Genomic DNA, 21,067 nt, shown 5'->3' with positions numbered 1-21,067 from the left:
CAAATCACTTCTTCCCGCTCAGCGCCATCAGGTGGTACTTGCCGAACTCGCTCTGGCCGAGGGTGTAGAGCACCTCGATGAGCGTGCGGTAGGGCGTGGTCCGGTCCGCGACGATGCGCGCTTCGGAGGTGGACGGGTCGAGGCCTTTGGCGGCGCGGACGGCCTTGTCGACCTCGCGCGCGTGCTGGAGCGCGTTCGCGAGCGGCACGATGTAGAGGTCGTTCGGGCCGCTGCGTTTGTGCTTGGCGTCGATGCCCGACTGGGCCATCTGCTCGCGGCTCGGCAAGCTCACGACGGCCGTCGACTCGTCGCCGACGAGGATCTGCGTCTTCGAGACCACGACGAGCACGCCCTCGTCGCTCGGCTCGCCGACCATCACGGACTGCGGCAGGCGCAGGTCGTCCGACTGCGGGATCGCGCCGGCCGACGAGGCGAGGCTCTTCAGCAAGAAGACCAGGATGATGGTCATCAGGTCGAGCATCGCCGTGATGTTGAGGAAGTCGATCTCCGGCTCGCGCGCGTTCTTGCGTTTCGCCTTCCGGAGGGCGGCCTTGTACTTGACGAGGCTGCCTTTCTGGGCTTGCGCGGGCCTCGGACGGGGCGCCGGGCGGGGATCGTTGGGCCCGCCGTGATCGAAGGTCTCTTCGGTGCTCATCGCGCCACCCCGAAGTGCACTTGCGGGAAGAGGTCCTCCTCGCCGTCTCGCCGGAGCGCGTCCATCGTGTCGAAGATCGTCCCGTATTCGATGCCCGGGTTCGCGGTGATGGTCACCTGCGTCTCCTCCTTGAACTCGGGGGCCGCGTTCTTGAGCTTCTTCGCGCAGCTCTTGACGCCGTCGAAGTCGTAGACGCCGCTCTCGTGTTTCGGCACCGTGATGCCGGGCCCGACGCCCTGACAGCCCGGGGCGATGTTGCCGCTCGAGGTCTTGAGCGAGATCCCCTGCGTCGTGATGAACGCCGACAGGTTCAGCGCCTTGCTCGCCACGTCGCTCCGACCCTTGCCGCCGATCGCGGGCGGGTTCGACTCGACCGAGACGATGAAGGTGACCGAGACGCTGGCGAGCACGAACATCATCACGTTCGTGATGATGTCGAGGAAGGGCACGATGTTGAGCTCACCCGCCTCTTCGCCCGGGTCCGGATCTTTCGGCTGGGAGAGCCGCCGGATCCGCGATTTCTGGGAGGCGCTGAGCGGAGCGTCGTTGGTCTCGGCCATGGGGGTTGGGTACGACGCTCTAGAAGTTCGGCTTGGCGATCGTCAGCAGGTTGAAGACGCGCTCGGTGGTCGACTCCAGGTCGTGCTGGATGTTCTTCGACCGGGTGTGAAGCATGACGTGCGCGATCATGCAGAGCACGGCGATGCCGAGGCCGAACGCCGTGTTGTACATGGCCTCCGCGATGCCGTTCGAGAGCATCTGCTGCTTGACGGCGGCGGAGAGGCCGGGGGCCGAGATCGAGGCGAAGGTCTTGATCAGACCGCTGACGGTGCCGATGAGGCCGATCAGCGTGGCGATGTTCGCGAGGGACCAGAGCAGCGCGACGCGCTTCTCGACGGCGGGCTTGAGCTCGGAGAGCTTCTCGCTGAGGGCGGCGTCGATCTCGTCGGCGCCCTTGCTCGCCTGCGTGAGGCCGGCCTTGACGAGCTGCAGGATCGGGTAATCGCCGGCGTCGCAGAGCTTGATGGCGCGGTCGATGTTGCCGGCGACGACGAGCTTCTTGATCTGGGCGAAGAACTCCTTGGAGTTGACGCGGTAGCGATCGAGCTGGAAGTACGAGCGCTCGATGATGACCGTCACCACGATCGCCGAGACGACGAGGTTCATCACGAGGAAGGTGGGGTTCTCCTTGATGGCCCCCCACATCCCGACCTCTCCTCCTTCGGACGCCAACATGAACAGGTGACGCATCCTCGCAGTCCCTTTCTCCCTACCTAGTCAGAGCGCCACGATCCGTGGTTATGCCCCGCGCGCAAAGTCGTGATGGGGCGGGACTATAGCCGTCGCTCGATCGTCGAGGCAAGCGAGCCGAGGCCCTGCCGCCGGGTGACGTGGGCTGGTTGGCCTCCGTCCGATGATGCTGGATCCTTCCAAGTTCGTGGAGAACGTGCGGTGTTTGGCGCGAGGTCCGCGCGATCTCGACCAAATGTTGCTTGACGAGAGAGGGTCTGAATCGCGAAGATGCCGGGCGCCTGGGTGATGAAGCTTCTTCTGGGGCAGATTCGCGCTGGGTCGACGGAGACGATGATCCACGGAGACCGGCCATTTGCCCCGTTCGGATACGGGCGGGTAGACTGGCTCCGGATCACGCGAGCGCGTGCGATCCCCAGGACGACCTGGGAGAGCACGGGGTCTCGTGAGCCATCCGGGATCGAGCCTGAAAAGCTCAAAGACACGCGAGACGGAACGAAGCCAAACACCCTACTTGCGTTGGGGCGCGCGGCTCGGCTAGCGTCCTTGGTCGCTTGGATGCCTTGGCCGAAGCCGTACCCTCCCCAGCGATGCAACGAAGCGGAAATCACGCGGAGAGCAACGAGCGGGGCGCGGGGCGCGAGGCCGCGACGGCCAGCGCGATCGCACGAAGACCGTCGCAGTAACTGCCACTTTCGATCCGGAATGGCTTTCATGTAGAGTGCGACACCTCGGCCCGAGCGGACGCGAGGCAAGCTGGAGGACCTGACAAAATGCACGGAGCGTACGAGCACTTCAAAGAAGGTGGATGGGGCATGTGGCCCATCCTGTTCTGGAATATCATCACGATCGGCATCATCGTGGAGCGTTCCATCTTCCTCTTCGGCGCGTCGATCAACAAGGACGTGTTCCTTGCCACGATGCAGAAGTGCATCCTCGCCGGTGACGTGGCGAAGGCCGTGAAGATGTGCTCCGCCGCCAACGCGCCGCTCGCCCGCATCGTGCAGGCTGGCCTCGTGAAGGTGAACCGCCCCGACGAGGAGGTTCAGGCTGCGATGGACGAGGCTGCGCTCCGCGAGCTGCCGCGCCTCGCCAAGAACACGCCGTATCTCGCGCTCCTCGCGAACCTCGCGATGCTCTCGGGCCTCCTCGGCACCGTGACGGGCCTCATCATGGCGTTCGGATCCGTCGGTGGTGAGTCGGTCGATCCGAGCCAGAAGGCGCGCGTCCTCGCGGCCGGCATCTCGGAGGCCATGAACTGCACCGCGTTCGGCCTCGCCGTCGCGATCATCGGCCTCATCGGCTTCGCCATCCTCAACGGCAAGACGCAGCAGATCGAGGACGACATCAACGAGGCGTCGGTGATGGTGCTGAACCTCGTCGTGACGAACCGCCAGAAGGTGAACCTCGCGGCCGTGGGCCAGGCGGCTGCCTGAACCACGAGGTTCGGGGCTCAGGGCGCCGAAGGCGGTCCGAGCCCCGAGCGTCGGAGGAGGGCGGCGCTCACGCCCGCGTCGCCCCGTCGTGATCTCGGGAGAAACTTTCACCCAGATCCGTTGTCGTACAAAGGGCAAGGCCCTGCCCCACGAGGGCAGGTTCCGTTTGCGTGAACGGGGACGCTACGAGGCGTCCCCATCGCGGTAGGCTCGCGAGGGCGAGCATTGCAGGAGGCACACCATGGGTGGCGTCGACGTAGGCAGCGAGGGCGGCAAGAAGAAGGCGACGAATGCGGACATCAACATGGTCCCGTTTATCGACCTGTTGATGTGCACGATCGCGTTTCTCCTGATCACCGCCGTCTGGGTCACGAACTCGCGCATGAACGCGGACGCGCAGGTCCCCGGGCCGCCGAACCCCGACAAGGAGCTCACGCCGCAGACGCCTGAGAAGGTGCTGAACCTCCACATCGGTGAGACCGACTTCGCGCTCGTGTGGAAGCAGGGCGCGACCGTCGTGAGCGAGGTGCGTGTCCCCAAGCCGCCGCCGAGCGACAGCCCCATCCTCCGGTACCCGGACCTCGCGAAGAAGCTCGAGGCCGAGTGGAATACGAACGGCAACCATCGCGATCCGAGCGACAAGAAGCTCGATCAGGCGATCATGCACACCGACAACCGCGCTCCCTTCAAGGAGATCGTCGCGGTGCTCGACGCGCTCTACGCGACGAAGCGCAAAATCAAGCTCCCCGAAGGTGAGAAGGAGCTGCCGGTCTTCAACATGACGTTCTCTGTCCGCTGATCAAGGGAGACGAGAGATGGGTGGCCACGCCAAACCGCCTTCGAAGCACCACAACCCGCACGCCCACGTCATTCACGTGCCTGGGCGTCGGCTCATGCACCACATCCCGCTGAAGTTCGTCTGGAACAAGGTCGCGGGGCACGGCAGGAGGAGCGGCAACGCTGCGCTGAACCTGGTGAGCTTCATCGACTTCTTGATCACGACCGTCATCTTCCTCCTGATGTCCTTCTCGGCGTCCGGTGAGATCGCGGTCGACAAGAACGTCAAGCTCCCCAAGGCCGAGAACGTCGAAGACATCATCGACGCGCCGATGGTCGCCGTGAACGGCAACCAGATCCTCGTCGACGGCACGCTCGCCGGCTCGACGCGCGCGATCGAGGAGCTCGGCCGCATGCAGAAGATCGACGAGCTCTTCACGCTCCTGAAGAACAAGCGCGAGCTCTGGAAGCAGGTCCAGCCGAACAAGCCGTTCCCCGGCGTCTGCATCCTCCAGGTCGATCAGAACGTGCCCGCGATCGTCGTGAAGAGCGTCTTCCAGACCGCTGCTTTCGCCGGTTATCCGAACGTCAGCTTCATGGTCTCCAAGCTTCCCAAGTCGGGAGGCTGAAAGCCATCCATGCCGCCCAGCGCGGATGAACGACCCCGCGGCCTGCCCTCGCTAGCTCGGTCCAAGGACGACCGCGGGGCAGGCCGCATTCGTTGGCCCGCTCCCAAAGTCTGGGGCTGGATCGGCCTCATCATGGCCGTCACGGTCATCATCCAGTGGAAATGGAGCCAGGGCCGCGTCGAGAGCGATCGCAGCGGCGTCCTCGCCAAACAGCGCGCCGTCATCGTCGAGCTCGGCCCCCGCTGGTTCCCCCTGCGGGACCGGATCGAGACCTGGACGGTCGAGCTCGCAAAAGACCCGTTCACCGACGTGGTCGAGACCGAGATCCTCAAGAGCTGGAGCTTCCGGGACAAACCCGGCATCTACCTCCGCCTCGACGCCGAGCAGGCGACGAGCGCCGAGGTCCTCCGCAAAGCGGCGAACGACTCGCTGCGTGATGGGTTCACCGCCTGTCTATTCACGGTGGAGAACAAGAACCAGCTCTCCGGCAAGGAGTGCAAGCTCACCCGAGACTGCGCCGTCGGAGAGATCTGCAACGAGCTCGATCGCTGCGCGCCGCCCGCGCAACCCTACAACCTGCGCGTCGCCTATCGTTCGATGCGGATCCTCTCCGAGGACTGGGTGCGCGAGGTGCAGGAGGCGTCGGGGGAGCTCCGGCTGCGGGCCCTCACGTCCTTCTTCGAAGACACCGTGCGGGACGACATCCCCGTCGCGGTCGACCTGCTCACCCGCGCGCAGTACTTCGTCGTCGTCCTCGACGAGGCCCCGCCGAACCTCGAAATTCCCGCGGGCATGTCGAAGTCCGAGGCCCTGCGCGGCGTGCCCCACGCGTCGCGCGTCGGCATCTGGCGGCTCTCGGACAACAAGCTGGTCCTCCGCATCCGCCGCACGCCCGACGTCGAGCTGAAGATGGCGGGCGCGCAGCTCGACGAGCGCGTCGTCAACGCCCAGAAGCGTCAGGCGTTGAGCTGCGCGCTCGCGAACGCCGTGCGCGACGCGATGGGCGACGCCGAAGCGGGAGTCATCGCTCCCGCACCCTGACGCGTCCCTCTCAGGATTCCGAAAAAACCCGCGCCAGGATGTGCAGATCCGTGAGGTTCTGCCCCGTCGGCCCCGTGATGATCGCCGTGCCGATCGCCTCGTGGATCGCGGCGTCGTCGTAGCCGGCGAGCGCTGCGTCGATACGGCCTGCGTCGAGCTCGCCCGCAGCGCGTAGGCTCGTGACCGCGCCCGCGGCGGCGGAGCTCCCGTCGGTCCCGTCCGAGGCGCCGCAGAGGAGCGCGACGCCCGGAGGAAGCCGTTTCATGGCGGCCAGCGCGACCCAGCCAGCGCGCCCGCCCCGGCCACGCCGAGGCGGTAAGGCGAGCGTGGGCTCGCAAGCGACGACGATCGCGCTCCCAGGAGCGAGCGCCGCAGCCTGCGCGAGGCGTTTTTCCACCACGGCATGCGCGTCGCCGCCCTCGGGAGGCTCGATCCGGACGGAGAAGCCATGCGCGGAGAGACCTGTCGCGGCGGCGCGGGCGAGGTCTTCGGGGCCGGCGAGCAGGCGCGCCTCGGTGCGCACCGGAAACGGTCGCGGCGTATCGTCGAGGTGGGGCGCGAGGCGCGCGGCGAGCTCCGCCGGGGCATGGCGCGCGAGCACGAGGCGCGCCTCGGCGGCGGTCGTAGGGTCGGCGACCGTGGGGCCGGAGCCGATGTCGTGGACCGCGCCGCCGACGACGTCGGAAAGGGCGAGCGTCTGCACGAGGGCAGGCGCGGCCGCGAGGGCGAGCCGTCCGCCCTTGATACGCGTGAGGTGGCGGCGGACGAGGTTCACGTCGTGGATGGGCGCGCCACCTTCGAGGAGGGCGCGGACGACGCGGCGTTCGTCCTCGAGGTCGAGCCCGGGCGGAGGCAACACGAGTAATGCGGAGCTGCCTCCCGAGATCAACACGAGGAGCCGATCGTCCGGGCCGAGGCCATGGACATGCGCGATCGCCGCGTGAGCCGCCGCGATGCTGCGTTCGTCGGGGACAGGATGCGCGGCGTGGAGGACGACGGGCGGGCTTCGGAGATCGAGCGCGGTCCAGTCGATCGGCGCGCCGTCGACCGTCACGACGAGCGTCGCCTCGATCCGATCTCCCCAGCGCGAGAGGGCACCTCGCGCCATCGCCGCCGCGGCTTTGCCCGCAGCGAAGAGCCGGACGCGTGCGCCGTCGGGCGGGCGCGCGGGCAGGGCCTCCGCGACGAGGCGCGCCGGATCGAGCACGGCGAGGCTCTGCCGGAACACCACGGCGAGGACGCGCCGGAGGGCCGCCTCGTCGGCGCTCATCGCGCGAGTCGATCGGCCGCGTCCACGAGGTGCACGGGCACGATGTGACGCCAGCCGAGCGTGACCGAGAGCAGCGCGCCCTGATCGAGCAAGTTGAAGGGCTGCGCGCCGGAGAACCCTGCCGGCCGGACCCGGAGCGCGCCGCGCACGCCGAGGACCGGGCCGGTCGCGCGGGCGAAAAATGGCAAGCCGATGCCGATCGAGAACTCGAACCCGGGCTCGGCGCCGAGCGCGCCTCCGCGGGGAGCCTCCCAGAATGCGCCGACGCCGAGGGCGAACGAGTCGAGGCCGAGGTCGACGCGCGCGGGGCCGCGCTCGAGGTTCGTGGCGAAGCGGCCGAGGAAGAGCGGCTCGATCAGCACGCCGGCCGCGATCGATCGCGTGATCGTCGGGCCATCCGCGCCGAGCGCGTCGGCGTAGTGCACGTACAGGCCCGCGGAGGACAGGTACAGGAGGGACGCGTGCGCGGCGAGCGCGGGGCCTCCGCGCGCGAACGCGGCGCCGGCGCCGAGGCGGAGATCGAGGTCCCCGTCGAGGCGCCCGTAGACGCCGTCGGGCTCGTCGTCCTCGGCGGCCCACGCGCGAGCCGCCGAGCCTGCGAGCACGAGCAGCACGGCGAGGCCCACGCCGCGCGCCTTTTTGACGCGCGCGCGGGTCAACGTACGAACGCCTCCCGCATCGCGTCGCGCAGCTCCGGGGCGAAGATCAGCCGGCAGCGGGTGAGCGTTTCGTTGCGCAGACGGTCGAGCAAGAACGAGACCTCCGAGGGGGGACGTGGCCTTCCCTTGGGGAAGACCACGTGCAACGAGTCGTCCTCGGCATACGGCGTGTCCGTCGCGACGTCGAGGCCCACGTAGAGGTCTGGATCGAGGCCCCGCTCCGAGGCGATCACGCGCGCGGTCTCGAGCACCTTCTTCCGCGCCTCCTCGTCGAGCGCGCCGAACGCGTGGCTCGTCGATCCCTCGTCCTCCGCGTGCGCCTCGGGCGAGAGCTCGATCGTCTTGAAGAGCGCGCGCGCGCGGAGACGCTTGCAGAGGTCGCCGAGCGCCGGGTCCTTCGCGTCCTCCCAGGCGTGGATGGCGCCGAGCAGCACCTGGTCGTCGAGCTCGAGGTACTGATCGAGCGAGGGCACGTCGCCCGCCGCGACCGCGGCGATCGCCGCCGGCAAGATGGGCAGGCGCGTGCCGTCCACGACGAGCGCGAGCGCGCGCCGGAGGATCGCGCCGATCATCCACTCGGCCGCGCGTGTCGCTTTGTGGAAGTAGACCTGCTGGAACATGAAGTAACGCGCGAGCAGGAACGACTCGATCGCGACGATGCCCTTCTGTCCGTCGATGGCGAGCGAGGGCGCGTGGTGGCCGGGCGGTCCGCTCGGCTCGCTGAAGCGCAGGCTGCGGAGCAACCACGGCAGATCGTAGTCGCCGTACCGCACGCCCGTCGCGTGCGCGTCGCGCAGGAGGTAGTCGCAGCGGTCGACGTCGAAGGTGCCGCTCACGGCGCGCGCCAGGTACGGCAGCTCGTGCTTGCCCGCGACGAGATCGGCGACGCGGCGCGGGAGGCTCGGGTCGTCCTCGGCGAGGATCTGGTGCAGCTCGCACGTCGGATCGAGCAGGATCCGCTCGGTCCAGGTCTCGTGCTCCACGGCGCCCGGCATCGCCGCCTCGAAGAGGTGCGAGAGCGGTCCGTGGCCGACGTCGTGGAGCAGGGCGGCCGCGATGGCGTCGCGCGCGCGTTCGCTCGTCACGCGTTGCCAGAATGGCAGCTCGCGGTCGATCTGCCGCAGGCGCGCGAGCAGGAGCTTCATCACGTGCGCCGCGCCGATCGCGTGGGCGAAGCGCGTGTGCTCGGCGCCCGGGTACGCGAGCGAGGTGAGCCCGAGCTGGCGGATCCTCCGCAGGCGTTGCATCTCTCTCGCGCCGAGGAGCCGCGGGACGATCGAGTCCTCTTCACTTTCGAACGCGACGAGCCCATGCACCGGGTCACGCAGGATCACGCTTGTCCTCCAGGTATCCATCGTAGTCCCGCGTCACGCGTCCGGCATCTCCTCGCGCGCGTCGGGAGTTCCCTGATGGGGTCGTTGGCGCTCGAAAACTGGCGCGGGAAAACCGGTGGTGCAATCGAGCCGTGGTAGCGGAAGCGCCCATGCGTGTGGCCCAGGGCGTTCGCGTGATGCGCACGAAATGGGCGCGAAGAGCCGCAGAAAATGCGCGGATTGGGGATGTCCGTGCACGCTTCGTCGTGTAGTGTCGTTCGTTGGTCGTGAAGCCAGTCGACCTGTCCCGAAACCCTCCTCCCATGTCGGTGATCTCATGACCTCCATCGGCGGACGACACGGCGAAGCCGCTCTGGAAACTGCGCACGGTGCCTCGAAGGGACAACGCGCTTCGCGCGCCCAGGACCCCGAGCCCGCGTCCGACGAGACCGGAAGCGGATCGCCCCGCCGGCTCGATCACATCCTGCGCGCGCTCCCGGACAGCGAGCTCGCGGCGCTCATCCGGCGCCTCGGCATCCGCATCGATACGCAGAAGCGCATCGACGCTCCATCGCAGGTCGCCCGCGCGCTCGTCGGCATCCCCGACGTGCGTGATCCGTCGCGGCTGCAGGCGTCGAGCCGCGAGCTGCTCCACCGCATCGCCGAGGCCGGCGGCGCGCTCGTCGTGCCCACGTTGCCCGCGGGGCTCGAGCCGCTCGTCGCGCGCGGCGTCGTGTACGCCCGCAAGATCGACGAGGGCATCGAGCTCGTCCTGCCGACCGCGTTCCTCGTGCAGCTCAAGTCCTGGGAGAGCGAGGATCCGCGCGCCCTCCGCGCGCTCCTCTCGCAGGCGTCGTTCGAAACGGTCAGCGCCGTGGCCGCGCACTACCTCGGTCGCCCTGCGACGCCGCCGATCGCGCTCTCGCTCGAGGCCGCGTGGGAGACGCTCTGCGACACGGCTCGCTTGCACTCCGAGGTCGAGCGCCTCGCCCCGGTCGAGCGTCGCTTGCTCGAGGCGATCGAGGCCGTCGGCGGCGAGGTCGACACGCAGGAGCTGCTCGACCTCGAGCGTGAGCCCATGCGCCTGCGCGGCGCCACCGGCATCACCGCCAGCCGAAGGGGCGCGGGCTTCGCCCTCGAGCGTCGGGCCTTCTTGGTCCCGATCCACCCGAACCGGCACGTCATCCCGACCGAGATCGCGGCCATCGTGGGCGCCGAGCGCCGCAAGGCCCGCGAGGCGCGCCGCGCGCAGATCCGATCGTTCGTCCTCGAAGAAGATCACGCCCCGCGCCGCGCGCGCTTCGCCCCCGAGCCCGGCATGCTCGCGCTCGGCCTGGCCTACGCCGTGCGTGAGCCGGGCAGCGACGTTCGTCCCGGCGTGGGCACGCCTCGTTCGCTCCTCGTTCGTCTCGCCCAGCGCTTCGGCCGCGACGTGGAGATGGTCGCGCTCTCGGCGGCGCTCTCGCGCGCCATCGGCCTGTGGGAGCCCTCGGCGGCCTCGGCGGCCACGCCTCCGGGCTCGCTCGCGGTGCACGAGCTCGGCCGCGTCCTCTTCGAGACCTGGCGCCGCGGCGGCGCCTGGGACGAAGCTCGACCCGAGCGCGAGGTCTTGCGCGCCTCCTCCGAGGGCCGCGAGTCGAGCCCGATCGGCGCGCTCCGCGAGATGGTCATCGACGCGCTGCAAGAGCTCGGCGAAGGCCGCTGGGTGCCCTGGGCCTCGCTTCGCGGTTACCTCGCCGCAGACGATCGTATCGGCGGCGTCGAGCGCCTCCTGCGTCGCTGGGGTGATCGGACCTCGAACGAGGCCCCGGAGGTCCTCGAGATCACGCGCCGCATCGCGCTCGAGTCCTTGCCGGCCCTCGGCATCATCGACCTCGGCGGCGACGATCTCGACGACGGCCCTGCCTTGCGCCTCACGCCGCGCGGCCGCGCCCTCCTTTCGGGTACGACGCCGAGCTTCGATCCGGCCCCGAGCCATTTCGTCGAGACGCAGATCCTCCAGATCGCCCCCTCGGCGCGTATCGCGAACGTGCTCGCCCTCGTCCCGTTCGCGGAGATCGCGCGCGTCGGTGACAAGGTCGATCTGCTCCTCGCGCCTTCGTCGATCGCGCGCGCCCTCTCCGCGGGGCTCGAGAGCGACGCGCTCCGCGCCCGGATCGAGGCCGTCGCCAAGCTGCCCGAGAGCATCTCGCAGATGCTCATCCAGGCGAGCGTGGTGATCGGACGCGCGAGTTTCGTCCCCGCCTCGGGCTTCTTGTGGGTCGAGGATCCGGAGATCCGTGAGCTCTTGCGCACGCGCCGCCCCGCCTCCGAGCTCTTCGTCGACCCGTCCCCGCCCTCGGGCCTGCTCCTCGCGCCGGACGTCGATCTCGAGCGCCTCGTGCGCCGCTGTCGAGCGCTCGGCGTCGAGGTCGAGTGCGACGGCAACCTCCTGCGCGCCCGCTCCGTCACCCCCATGCCTTCGAGCCAGGAGGCGCCGCCGCGCACGGCTTCCACGACCCGCGGCCGCTCTCGGACGCCGGCCCCGCGCACGACGCGCTCCTGATGGCGTTCTCCGCGGACCTTGCCGAACGGCGAGGTCGCGGAAAAACGCGCGGGTCGTGAGGCTCGGCCCCCGACCCCGCGCGCCGCCAGTGTGCTTTTGTGCGCTTTCTCCGGGCAAAGCGGCCGATCTTGGCCGATACTCGGGCCTGCCATGCCCTCCGATCGGCTCCGAATCGTCATCGGCCTTGCGAGCGCGCTCGGGCTGGCCGTGCTCCTCGCGCATCCGAGGGTGAAGTCGCTCGAGCAGCGCTTGGGCGTCACCGTGCTCATCTCCGCGGGCGTGCCGTTCATCGCGATGGGCGCGATCTTCTCGCACGACGGCGTTGGCATCCTGACGCCGCAGGTCCTGCTCGACCTTCAGCCGGCGTTCGAGTTCGGCCTCGGCTGGGTCGGGTTCGTCGTCGGCTTGCACTTCGACGTGCGCAAGCTCGACGCGCTGCCAGCGTCGCTCGGCCCCGTCATCGTGCTCGAGTCGGTCGTCCCGATGCTCACGACCGCCGGGCTCTGCGCGATGGCGCTGCTCGGCATGGGCGTGCCGTGGGACGGAAATGCGTTCGCGCGGGACGCGCTCGTGCTCGCGGCCTGCGCGGCGCCGAGCGCGCCGATCAGCATGGAGCTCTGGGAGCGACGCGTCGGGCGCAAGGCGGCGCGCATGATCGACGAGGTCACGAGCCTCGACGAGGTCACGGGCCTCGTGGTCCTCGGCGTCGTCGCGATCCTCTTCCGCCCCGACGAGCTCGCGACGCGCTGGACCTTGCCGCCGTCGGCGTGGCTGCTCGTGACGCTTGGCCTCGGCGGCGTGCTCGGCATCTTGACGTACGTCCTCTTGCGCGGCGCGCGCAACGCGGCCGAGGAGCTCACGCTCCTGCTCGGCGCGGTGGCGCTCTCGGCGGGCGTGGCGGGTTACCTCGCGCTCAGCGTCCCGGTCGTCTGCGCGATCGCGGGCGCGCTGCTCGCGAACCTCCCCATCCGTGATCTCGAGGGTTTGAAGAAGACCCTGCTCGACGTCGAGCGCCCGATCTACCTGATCTTCCTGCTCGTCGTCGGCGCGACGTGGCGTCCGCTCGAGTGGCAGGGCTGGCTGCTCGCGACCGCGTTCGTGCTCGCGCGTGTCGCGGGCAAGCGCCTCGGCGCCATCTGGTCGAAGCGCGTGGGCCCGAAGGATCTGCCGAGCGCGCGGATGCTCGCGATCGCGCTCGCTCCGCAGAGCCCGAGCTCGATCGTCTTCATGGTCAGCGCGGCGACCCTGTACCACGGCTACGGGCCCGAGCGCGTGCGCTGGGCGATCGACGCGGTGATCATCGGCGGTGTGCTCACCGAGGTCGTGGTCCGGATCCTCGAGTGGCGTCGCCGGCGTGTCGGGGCGGATCTCACGCCGATCCCGCCGGTGTATCCCTCGGACGGTCCGAACCGCGAGGCCGCGCAGGCGCCCGTCATCAGCCCGGAGGGAGGCACATGATCCGCGGCTTGCTCGTCCTCGCGCTCGTCGCCGGCATCGCCTTCGCGGCGCGCTCCTTCTTGCCTTCGGACGTCACGATCACGGGCTCGGGCGCGGCGCTCGCGTTTGGCTTCCTGCTGCTCGCGGCGATGCAGACGGGGCACATCTTCCACGACCTCCGGCTGCCGCACCTCACGGGCTTCATCCTTTGCGGCGCGCTCTTCGGCCCCGAGGTGCTCCGCCTCATCACGCCGTCCATGCTCGGCGACCTCACGCTCGTGAAGAAGGTCGCGGTCGGGCTCATCGCGCTCACGGCGGGCTGCGAGCTCAACTTCGCGCGCCTGTGGCCGAAGATCCGCACGATCGGCCTCCTCGCCGCCGTGAGCCTCGTCGCCTGCGCGCTCCTGCTCTTCGCGGTCTTCTTCGCGATCTCGTCCCGCCTCCCGTTCACGGCGGGCATGGAGCCTGCGCAGCGCGCCGTCGTGTCTCTCATCCTCGCGAACGTCCTCTGCGCGCGCTCGCCGGCGGTCGTGATCAGCATCCTCAAGGAGTCACGCGCCGCGGGTCCGCTCAGCGAGCTCGCGCTCTCGACCGTGGTCATCGCCGACCTCACCGTCGTCGTCTCCTTCGCGTTCTCGGACTCCCTCGCGCACGCGGTCTTCCCGGTCGCGGGAGCCGCGCAGACGTCGGTGCTCGGCGCGCTCGCCGCGCACATCCTCGGGTCGATCCTCGTCGGCGTGGGCATTGGCCTCGTCTTCGCGCTCTACATCCGCCGCGTGGGCCTGCGCGTCGGCCTGTTCGTGTTCGCCGTGCTCTTCGTCGTCGCCGAGGCGGGCGGCGCGCTCCACCTCGATCCGCTGCTCGTCGGCCTCTCGGCGGGGCTCTTCCTGGAGAACGTGAGCCCGGTCAGCGGACACGAGGTCATCCAGGAGACGGAGATCGCCGCGATGCCCACCTTCGCCGTCTTCTTCGCGGTGGTGGGGGCGGAGGTGCACCTGCACGCGTTCCTCTCGGTGGCTCCGTACGCCGCGCTTGCTGCGCTCGTCCGGGCGGCTGGCATCTACGTCGGCGCGCGCGCGGCTGGGCGTGTCGCGGGGCTCGACCCTCGTATCGGGCGCTTGGTCCCCTTCGGCATGTTCCCGCAGGCGGGCATCGCGATCGGCCTCGCGGGCCTCGTCGCCGCCACCTTCCCGCCCTGGGGTGCGGACGCAGCGACGCTCATCCTCGGCACGATCGTCATCAACGAGATGCTCGGCCCCGTCCTCTTCCGGATGGCCCTCGCGCGTGCCGACGAGATCGGCAAGAAGCGCGACGGCAGCCTGCTCGACCTGCCCTCGCACGCCCCCACGCCCGAGGCCGACGTGGAGGCCACGTGACGCGGCTGCCGCGCGCATGGCCTTCGCGACGCGCTTGCCTGTAACATCGACGCCGGAGGACACAGGTGACGAACGCCTTCGATCCGGGGCCTTCGGGCGACACGTTCCCGTGCGGCCAGTGTGGCGCGAAGCTTGGTTACGACGCGGGCGCGCAGGCCATGAAGTGCCCTTATTGTGGCTTTCAGCAGGCCATCCCGCAGGCGCCCGGCGGCCTCGTGCGCGAGATCCCCATCGAGGAGGGCATGCGCCTCGCCGCGCGTGGGTACGGCACGCCCGTCGCGCAGGTGAGCTGCCGCGAGTGTGGCGCGACGGTCAACGTCCCGCCGGGCGAGCAGACCGCGACGTGTACGTTCTGTCGATCGCAGCAGGTCCTCGCGCAGCAGTCCGCGGGCACGGCGATCCGGCCCGAGTCCGTCGTCCCGTTCAAGGTCGACAAGAACAGCGCGAACCAGCGCTTCGAGCAGTGGCTCGGCTCGCTCTGGTTCCGCCCGAGCGACCTCTCGAAGATGGCCAAGGTCGAGGGGTTCGCCGGCGTGTACGTGCCTTACTGGACGTTCGACGCGCGCGTGGATTCGACGTGGAGCGCCGAGGCCGGCTACCATTATTACGAGACCGAAACATACAGGGACGAGCAGGGCAACCAGCAGACGCGGCAGGTGCAGAAGACGCGCTGGGAGCCTGCGCGGGGCCGCCGCGCCGACGTGTTCGACGACGTGATCATCTGCGCCTCGAAGGGTTTGCCCGAGAGCCTCGGCGACAGCTTCCGCACCTTCGACACGCGCGAGCTCACGCCCTACCGGCCCGAGTTCCTCGCTGGCTGGCGGGCCGAGTCCTACGCGATCGACCTCATGCCCGCGTGGCAGTCGGGGCAAAGCATCATGAGCGCGACCCAGCGCAGCCGCTGCGCGAGCGACATCCCCGGCGACACGCACCGCAACCTGCACGTCGACGACCACTTCTCGCACGTGACCTTCAAGCACGTGCTCCTGCCCGTGTGGATCGCGGCCTATCGGTACCAGGACAAGCCCTTCCAGTTCCTCGTGAACGGCCAGACCGGCGAGGTGATCGGCAAGGCGCCGTATTCCTTCTGGAAGATCTTCTTCTTCGTGCTCTTCCTGGTGGCCGTCGTGGTGATCATCGCCGTCGTCGCGAAGAGCCGCTAGCGCCCGCCCCCTTGCAATCGTGAGCCAACGCGGCACGCTCTGCCGCCATGCGACCGATCCGTCCTCCCCTTCGAAGGCGCGCTGCGTTCGTCGCGGCGCTCCTCGCCTCTGCGCTCGCGTTCTCCGCGCCGCTCGTCACGCCCTCGCTCGTCGCGACCGCTCGCGCCGAGCAGAAGGCCGAGATCAAGGTGCCGTTCGAGAAGTACACGTTGCCGAACGGGCTGACCGTGATCCTGCACGAGGATCACGCGTTGCCGCTCGTCACGGTGAACACGATGGTGAAGGTGGGCTCGCGCTTCGAGGAGCCGAAGCGCACGGGCTTCGCGCACCTCTTCGAGCACCTCATGTTCATGGGCACGCGCCGCGCGCCGCCGAAGATGTTCGACACGTGGATGGAGTCGGAGGGCGGCTGGAACAACGCGTGGACGAGCGAGGATCGCACCGACTACTTCGACGTCGGCCCCGCGCACACGCTGAAGCTCCTGCTCTGGCTCGAGGCGGATCGTTTCTCCTCGCTCGCCGACGAGATGACCAAGGACAAACTCGACGTCCAGCGCGAGGTCGTGCGCAACGAGCGGCGGCAGCGCACGGAGAACGAGCCTTACGGCAAGGTCGAGCTCAGGCTGCCCGAGCTGCTCTTCCCGCCGGGGCATCCCTACCACCACCCCGTGATCGGCTCGCACGAGGACCTGCAGGCCGCGACCGTGGACGACGTGAAGGGCTTCTTCAAGCGCTGGTACGTGCCGAACAACGCCGCGCTCGTCGTCGCCGGTGACTTCTCGTCGGCCGAGGTCAAGCCGCTCATCGAGAAGTGGTTCGGCGCGATCCCGTCCTCGCCCGTGCCCGCGGCGCCGGCCGCCAAGCCCGTGAAGCTCGACAAGGTCGTGCGTGAGTCGCTCACCGACAAGGTGGAGCTCGGCAAGGTCGTGATGGCCTGGCACAGCCCCGCGCGATACGCGCCCGGCGACGCGGAGCTCGATCTGCTCAGCGTGATCCTCACCGACGGCAAGGCGAGTCGGCTCTACAAGGCGCTCGTCTACGACAAGGCGATCGCGCAGGAGGTGTCGGCCTACCAGGCCTCGGCGGATCTCGGCTCGTACTTCCTCGTCGAGGCCATCGCGCGCCCCGGCGTGACCCTCGCGCAGCTCGAGGCCGCGATCGACGAGGAGATCAAGAAGATCACGAACGAGGCCGTGAGCGGAGCCGAGATCACGCGCGCCAAGAACCAGTTCGAGACGAGCTTCGTCTCGCGCTTGCAGTCGGTCACCGCGCGCGCCTCGATGCTGGCCCAGTACGAGACGTACGTCGGCGACCCCGGCTACGCCGAGAAGGACCTCGCGCGGTACCGCGCCGTCACGCCGGAGGCGCTCCAGCGGACCGCGAAGAGCACCCTCGACACGAACGCCCGCGTGATCATCCACGTGGAGCCTGAAAAGAAGACGAACGGCGCCGGAGGTGCCCCGTGAAGCTTGCGAAGAGCTCGCTCGTCCTGTCGCTCGCCGCGACCATCACCCTCGCCGCGTGTGGCGGCGAGACGCTCGTCACGCCGAACGACCCGACGAAGACGGAGACGCAACAAGGGACCGCGCCCGTGGTCGCGTCGAAGCCCGCCGTGGACGTGCTCGGCCCGAAGCCGGAGCTCCCGCCGAGCCGGCCGTTCACACCTCCCACCGTCGAGACGTTCACGACCAAGAACGGCCTGTCGGTGTGGCTCGTCGAGAAGCATGGCTTGCCCCTCGTGTCGGCGGTGCTCGTCGTGCGCGGTGGGTCCTCGGCCGATCCGGCCGACAAGCCCGGCCTCATGCACATCACGACCGACATGCTCGACGAGGGCGCCGGCAAGCGCAGCGCCGTCGAGGTGTCGAGCGGCATCAACGACCTCGGCGCGACGCTCTCCCTCGGCACCGGCACCGACGCGAGCGTCGTTTCGCTCACCGCGCTGAAGAACAACTTCGGCGCGGCGTTCGAGATCTTCTCCGACGTCGTGGCGCGCCCGCACTTCGACGCGAAGGAGTGGAAGCGCGTCTCGGAGCTCTGGCACAACGATCTGAAGACACGCGCCGATCAACCGATGAGCGTGTCACGCGTCATCAACGCGGCGGCGCTCTTCGGCCCGGGGACGCCGTACGGCCACCCCTCGGACGGCTCGCTCGACGCCGCGACGAAGCTCGATCTGAAGGCGGTGAAGCGCTTCTACGCGGAGAGCTTCCGCCCCGATCGTTCGGTGCTCGTCGTCGCGGGCGACATCTCTCGCAAGGAGGTGACGGACATCATCGACGCGAAGCTCGGCACCTGGAAGGCGCCGCCCGCGAAGGCCGCGCCGAAGGCCGCGGAGCTGCCCGGCCCGCGCCCGGCCTCGGCCCGGCCGAAGCTCGTGCTCGTCGATCGCCCCGGCGCTCCGCAGTCCGTCATCGCCGTCGTGCGTGACGGCGTGGCTGCCAGCGATCCGCTCATGCCGCGGCTCGATCTCATCAACACGGCGCTCGGCGGCTCGTTCACGTCGCGGCTCAACATGAACCTGCGCGAGGAGCACCACTGGGCCTACGGCGCAGGCTCGACGTTCCAGGAGAGCCGCAACAAGGGCGGCTTCTGGGCCATCGCCTCGGTCGAGACGCCTGCGACGGGCGTCGCGCTGAAGGAGATGCTGAGCGAGCTCTCGAAGATGGCCGCGTCGGGGCCGACGGCCGAGGAGCTCGACAAGGCGAAGGCGCAGGATCGCGCGGAGCTCATGCAGACCTACGAGACCGTGAGCGGCACGGCGCGCAGGCTCGCGGCGCTCGCGCGGCTCGGGCTGCCGCCCGGGCACGATAGCGAAGCGAGCCACGCGCGGCAGAGCGCGACCCTCACGGAGGTCGCCGCGCTCGCGAAGGCGCACGTCGATCCGGGCTCGGCGACGGTGGTCGTGGTGGGGCCACGCGACGCGGTCGCGCCGCAGCTCGCGACGCTCGGCCTCGGCGAGCCCGAGCTCTGGGATCCGGAGGGCAAGCCGGCGAGCGCTGCGGCGAAGCCCGCGGACAAACCGGCTGCGAAGAAGGGCAAGTAGGAGCGAGGCGGGGGGACCCAAAGGCCCGGTCGACGCGAGGTCGGCCGGGCCTTTTTTCGTTCAGGGCACGGTCGGGACGAAGTCGACCGGGCTCGTCGGCGCGCCGTTGTGCAGGACGCCGTTGCCGAACCAGTACACGAAGCGCGGCTGCGCGACGCCGTCGATGAGGACCTCGACGCGGAGGATCGCGCCGGGCGTCGTGTTGATCTCGATGGCGTCGATGTCCACGCTCGTATCGACGTACATGTCGACCGTCCCCGCGGCCTCGTTGATGTTCACCTGGTCGGCGCCTTCGAGGTCCACGGTCGTGACCGAATGGATGCTCGAGCTCTGGTCGACGGACGTGAAGATGTCCATCGGACAAACGGAGCCCGAGAAGTTCGTGTCGCAGGTCGTCCAGATCCGATACGTGCCGCCCGAGTAGTACTCGACGAACACCCCCACGCCGTCGCCGGGGACCGACTCGAGCGCGACGTCGGTCTCGATGCTCATCAGCATCGGCTGCTCCGGGAGGGGATCCCGGTCGTCGATGATGACCGTGCCGCCATCGTTGTCGTCGACGATGATGCAGCCGGTCGTGGCGCTCCCCAGGCCGACGCAGCCGACGAGCCCGAGAACGGCCGGCCACACTCCCAGTGAACCAAGCTTCACGTTACGCAGATAAGAAGGCATCGGACGTGCTCCTGTGCGGCGGTTTTGGCAAGAGACGAGCCAAGGTGCGCGGACCGTCCCTCAGCGCCGCCCGCGCGACGGCGAGGAAGACCGCGACGGCGAGGAAGACCGCGACGGCGAGATCGAGCGCGACGGCGAGGAAGACCGCGACGGCGAGATCGAGCGCGACGGCGAGGAAGACCGCGACGGCGAGATCGAGCGCGACGGCGAGGAAGACCGTGACGGCGAGACCGAGCGTGACGGCGAGGAAGACCGCGACGGCGAGACCGACGGACGCGAGGTCGAAGGACGCGAGGTCGAAGGACGCGACGGCGCGACGGAGGGACGCGAGGTCGACGGACGCGACGGCGCGACGGAGGGACGCGACGTCGAGGACCGCGACGGCGACACGCTCGGCGAACGCGTCCCGCGCGAAGGCGACGACACGGCGGGACGGCCGCCGCGCGTGTCACGCGGGCTGACCTCGCTGCCGCGCGGGCTGCGATCCACGTGGACGCCACGGCCGTCGGCGTGCGCGCCCCGGGCCCTTCCGGCGGACGGCGCAGCGACGAGGCCACGCGACGGAGCCGGCATCGTCTTCGCTTGCGCGGTCGTGCTGCGACGCGAATAAGCGACCGCGCGCGCGTCCGGAGCGGCGCGTTTTTCCGGAGCGGCCCCCGCGGGGATCTTCGCGTCCGCGAGCGAGGGCGAAGCGGGGCGATACGACGAACGCGCGTGCGCGCCGCCGCCGCCCGCCGACGGGTTGGCCGGGCGATACGGGCGCGAATGCGCGCCGATGCGCCGGACGATGTCGCGATCACGCACGACGTACGTGTGCATGTGGCGGTGGAAGACGTAACTCGACGGGCAGAACACGAACGCGGACGAAGGCGACACCCACACGTTCACCGCCGAGCCGCCGAACCAGTACCAGGACGGCGCCATCGGAGCCCAGCCGACGTAGCCGTAATCCGTCATGCGCCAGGTCACCCACGCCGGCGCATACACGCGGCCCGGGATCCAGCCCCAGCCGCGACCGCCGATCCACGTCCAGCGACCGTAATGGAACGGGATGTAGCCCCAGTCGTAATCGCTGACCCACATCCAGTTGCCGTCGACGTCGAGCTCCCAGCGGCCCGCCGTCTGGTACGGCGCGAAGTCCGAGCCGACGACGTTGGCGCTCGGCACCCAGATCGTGCCGTAGGTGGGATCGTCGACCCACGTGCCGTACGGCGAGAGGGGCTCGCGGAAATCGTTCAGCGCGGCAGGATCGGTGTCGAGGTACTCGTCGCTCGACACCGTGACGCTGACCTGCGCGTCGACGGCCTGCGTGGGCTGAAAGCCCTCTGCGCGCGGAGCCGTTTCCGCCTCGGGCGCGTCGCTCGTCCAGCCCTGCGGGAGACCGGCGGGTGTATCCGCTTGGACTGCCATGGGTGTGAACGAAAGTGCAGCCGCGAGGACCGCGAGGACGAGAGAAGTGAAGCGACGCCCTGGCAAGGCGGGCCGGGGCGCGGGGCGATCGGTGCGGGGCGACGTCTCGGCAAAGCGCATGGCGTTCATGATGGGACCTCGTCGAAGCTGTTGCCAGAGCGGAAGCGCTCGTCGATGCGTGCTTGCAAGCGCCGTTCCGCCTCGTGATCCCTTGGACGAGCCAGGGCCCGGATCGTTTCCGGTCCAAATGATTCCAGTGCGCGTCGCCCAGCCCGCGGCGCGTCGAGGGCCGCGGAGGGGGCCAAAAGGTCGGGGCGCGAACGGCTCGGCGCAGATCCTGCGATCTCGTGCAGGTCCCAGTTCCAACGGGCCCGGCAGTGCATGTAAGGT

At 69.4% G+C, this 21,067-nt stretch carries 18 protein-coding genes; 10 read left to right on the top strand and 8 right to left on the bottom strand.

All coding sequences use genetic code 11. The features are described 5' to 3' along the window. Nucleotides 1-4: 4 nt before the first annotated feature. The 3 genes from GF068_RS06855 to GF068_RS06845 are packed head-to-tail and all read right to left on the bottom strand — an operon-like array spanning nucleotide 5 to nucleotide 1,861. Nucleotides 5-655: an ExbD/TolR family protein gene (locus GF068_RS06855; RefSeq protein WP_153818531.1), complete on the bottom strand. Its 651-nt coding sequence runs from the start codon at nucleotides 653-655 to the stop codon at nucleotides 5-7. After that, nucleotides 652-1,215 carry a biopolymer transporter ExbD gene (locus GF068_RS06850; protein ID WP_153818530.1) on the bottom strand — a complete coding sequence of 188 codons (564 nt, stop codon included), beginning with the start codon at nucleotides 1,213-1,215 and terminating at the stop codon, nucleotides 652-654. The genes GF068_RS06855 and GF068_RS06850 overlap by 4 nt, the downstream gene beginning before the upstream one ends. 19 nt (nucleotides 1,216-1,234) lie before the next feature. Next, on the bottom strand, nucleotides 1,235-1,861 hold the full coding sequence (locus GF068_RS06845) for a MotA/TolQ/ExbB proton channel family protein (protein WP_240806719.1): 627 nt from the start codon (nucleotides 1,859-1,861) through the stop codon (nucleotides 1,235-1,237). Nucleotides 1,862-2,679: 818 nt separating this feature from the next. Here GF068_RS06845 and GF068_RS06840 point away from each other — a divergent pair. The 4 genes from GF068_RS06840 (at nucleotide 2,680) to GF068_RS06825 (ending at nucleotide 5,789) form a co-directional block, all read left to right on the top strand. Then, nucleotides 2,680-3,342: a MotA/TolQ/ExbB proton channel family protein gene (locus GF068_RS06840; RefSeq protein ID WP_153818528.1), complete on the top strand. Its 663-nt coding sequence runs from the start codon at nucleotides 2,680-2,682 to the stop codon at nucleotides 3,340-3,342. 241 nt (nucleotides 3,343-3,583) lie between these two features. Then, nucleotides 3,584-4,141, top strand: a complete 558-nt coding sequence (locus GF068_RS06835; protein WP_153818527.1) for a biopolymer transporter ExbD — start codon at nucleotides 3,584-3,586, stop codon at nucleotides 4,139-4,141. A gap of 16 nt (nucleotides 4,142-4,157) precedes the next feature. After that, nucleotides 4,158-4,748: an ExbD/TolR family protein gene (locus GF068_RS06830; protein ID WP_240806718.1), complete on the top strand. Its 591-nt coding sequence runs from the start codon at nucleotides 4,158-4,160 to the stop codon at nucleotides 4,746-4,748. A gap of 132 nt (nucleotides 4,749-4,880) precedes the next feature. Further along, nucleotides 4,881-5,789, top strand: a complete 909-nt coding sequence (locus GF068_RS06825) for a hypothetical protein (RefSeq protein ID WP_240806717.1) — start codon at nucleotides 4,881-4,883, stop codon at nucleotides 5,787-5,789. A 10-nt stretch (nucleotides 5,790-5,799) separates the two neighbouring features. On the opposite strand, the gene GF068_RS06820 is transcribed toward GF068_RS06825, so the two are convergent. Genes GF068_RS06820 through GF068_RS06810 form a run of 3 tightly spaced genes read right to left on the bottom strand, consistent with a single transcriptional unit; the run spans nucleotide 5,800 to nucleotide 9,052 of the window. Next, nucleotides 5,800-7,059, bottom strand: coding sequence for a DUF4147 domain-containing protein (locus GF068_RS06820; protein WP_153818525.1), 1,260 nt, complete (start codon nucleotides 7,057-7,059; stop codon nucleotides 5,800-5,802). Next, nucleotides 7,056-7,718, bottom strand: coding sequence for a hypothetical protein (locus tag GF068_RS06815; protein WP_153818524.1), 663 nt, complete (start codon nucleotides 7,716-7,718; stop codon nucleotides 7,056-7,058). The genes GF068_RS06820 and GF068_RS06815 overlap by 4 nt, the downstream gene beginning before the upstream one ends. Next, nucleotides 7,715-9,052, bottom strand: coding sequence for an HD domain-containing protein (locus tag GF068_RS06810; RefSeq protein ID WP_338046260.1), 1,338 nt, complete (start codon nucleotides 9,050-9,052; stop codon nucleotides 7,715-7,717). Before GF068_RS06810 ends, GF068_RS06815 begins: the two co-directional genes overlap by 4 nt. 316 nt (nucleotides 9,053-9,368) lie before the next feature. On the opposite strand from GF068_RS06810, the gene GF068_RS06805 reads away from it, so the two are divergent. The 6 genes from GF068_RS06805 to GF068_RS06780 all read left to right on the top strand — a co-directional run bounded on the left by GF068_RS06805 (nucleotide 9,369) and on the right by GF068_RS06780 (nucleotide 18,595). Next, entirely contained in the window at nucleotides 9,369-11,576 is a 2,208-nt protein-coding gene (locus GF068_RS06805; RefSeq protein ID WP_240806716.1) for a hypothetical protein, read from the top strand. Nucleotides 11,577-11,726: 150 nt separating this feature from the next. After that, nucleotides 11,727-13,034 carry a cation:proton antiporter gene (locus GF068_RS06800; protein ID WP_153818522.1) on the top strand — a complete coding sequence of 436 codons (1,308 nt, stop codon included), beginning with the start codon at nucleotides 11,727-11,729 and terminating at the stop codon, nucleotides 13,032-13,034. After that, the gene (locus GF068_RS06795; RefSeq protein WP_153818521.1) at nucleotides 13,031-14,389 is read left to right on the top strand and encodes a cation:proton antiporter; all 1,359 of its coding nucleotides are present in this window, start codon (nucleotides 13,031-13,033) and stop codon (nucleotides 14,387-14,389) included. Before GF068_RS06800 ends, GF068_RS06795 begins: the two co-directional genes overlap by 4 nt. Before the next feature lie 65 nt (nucleotides 14,390-14,454). After that, nucleotides 14,455-15,552, top strand: coding sequence for a TFIIB-type zinc ribbon-containing protein (locus tag GF068_RS06790; RefSeq protein ID WP_153818520.1), 1,098 nt, complete (start codon nucleotides 14,455-14,457; stop codon nucleotides 15,550-15,552). A gap of 47 nt (nucleotides 15,553-15,599) precedes the next feature. Beyond that, on the top strand, nucleotides 15,600-17,018 hold the full coding sequence (locus GF068_RS06785) for a M16 family metallopeptidase (RefSeq protein ID WP_153818519.1): 1,419 nt from the start codon (nucleotides 15,600-15,602) through the stop codon (nucleotides 17,016-17,018). Next, the gene (locus GF068_RS06780) at nucleotides 17,015-18,595 is read left to right on the top strand and encodes an insulinase family protein (RefSeq protein WP_153818518.1); all 1,581 of its coding nucleotides are present in this window, start codon (nucleotides 17,015-17,017) and stop codon (nucleotides 18,593-18,595) included. The genes GF068_RS06785 and GF068_RS06780 overlap by 4 nt, the downstream gene beginning before the upstream one ends. Nucleotides 18,596-18,655: 60 nt before the next feature. Here GF068_RS06780 and GF068_RS06775 read toward each other — a convergent pair whose 3' ends face one another. Beyond that, entirely contained in the window at nucleotides 18,656-19,225 is a 570-nt protein-coding gene (locus tag GF068_RS06775; protein WP_153818517.1) for a hypothetical protein, read from the bottom strand. Between the two features lie 102 nt (nucleotides 19,226-19,327). After that, nucleotides 19,328-20,677 carry a DUF6600 domain-containing protein gene (locus GF068_RS06770; RefSeq protein WP_153818516.1) on the bottom strand — a complete coding sequence of 450 codons (1,350 nt, stop codon included), beginning with the start codon at nucleotides 20,675-20,677 and terminating at the stop codon, nucleotides 19,328-19,330. Nucleotides 20,678-21,067: the final 390 nt, after the last annotated feature.

The organism is Polyangium spumosum (assembly GCF_009649845.1).
Lineage (GTDB): Bacteria > Myxococcota_A > Polyangia > Polyangiales > Polyangiaceae > Polyangium > Polyangium spumosum.
This window is presented reverse-complemented; position numbering and strand designations above follow the sequence as displayed.